At 71.6% G+C, this 620-nt stretch carries 2 protein-coding genes; both read right to left on the bottom strand.

All coding sequences use genetic code 11. The annotated features are described in order from the left end of the window. Nucleotides 1-101: 101 nt before the first annotated feature. On the bottom strand, nucleotides 102-224 hold the full coding sequence (locus BZY54_RS47480) for a DUF6126 family protein (RefSeq protein WP_086731488.1): 123 nt from the start codon (nucleotides 222-224) through the stop codon (nucleotides 102-104). Further along, the coding region (locus BZY54_RS47475) for a cupin domain-containing protein (protein WP_143668399.1) at nucleotides 221-620 on the bottom strand (400 nt) is incomplete at its 5' end. The genes BZY54_RS47480 and BZY54_RS47475, both read right to left, overlap by 4 nt.

The raw sequence follows: 620 nt of genomic DNA, 5'->3' as shown, positions 1-620 counted from the left end.
GTGGACGCCTACCTGGAGCGGGGACTGCGGCTCGCCCCCGAGACCCGTCAGCGGCTGCGCGAGCGACTGCTGGACTGATCCGGCCGCCGGTTCCGGCCGGGCTACTTCTTCGCGCCGACCTCGAACAGCAGCCAGATGAAGGCCGCGAGCAGGTGGCCCACGGCGATGTAGATGATGAGCCGGACCCACAGGCCCCGCGGGAACTTGTCCTCGATGTTACTCATGGCCTCTCTCCGGTGTGGGGGCCCAGGCACAGTGTGGCCGTGGGACTCTGCAGCAGGGTGTGGACGAAGAGGAGCTCGAGCCCGTCCGGGTCCTCGGCGGCGATGCGGTGCGGGGTCAGCGAGTCGAAGTGCGCGCTGTCGCCGGGTGAGAGCAGGTACGCGGTGTCGCCCAGGCGCAGCCGCAGCCGCCCCTTGAGGACGTGCAGCCACTCCTCGCCGGGGTGCACGCGCACGATGTCGCCCTGGGAGCCGTGCGGAACGTGGACGCGCAGCGCCTGCATCCCGCGACCGGACGCACCGGCCTGCCAGTACGTCCAGCCGCCGGCCCGGGTGGGTTCCATGTCCGCGGCCCGCACGATCGCGTCCCGTTCGGCCACGGTCTCGCCGAGCAGTTCG

It is taken from the genome of Streptomyces carpinensis (genome assembly GCF_002154505.1).
Taxonomy (GTDB): domain Bacteria; phylum Actinomycetota; class Actinomycetes; order Streptomycetales; family Streptomycetaceae; genus Streptomyces; species Streptomyces carpinensis.
Note: the sequence above shows the minus strand (reverse complement) of the source record. Positions and strands in the feature narration are given on the sequence as shown.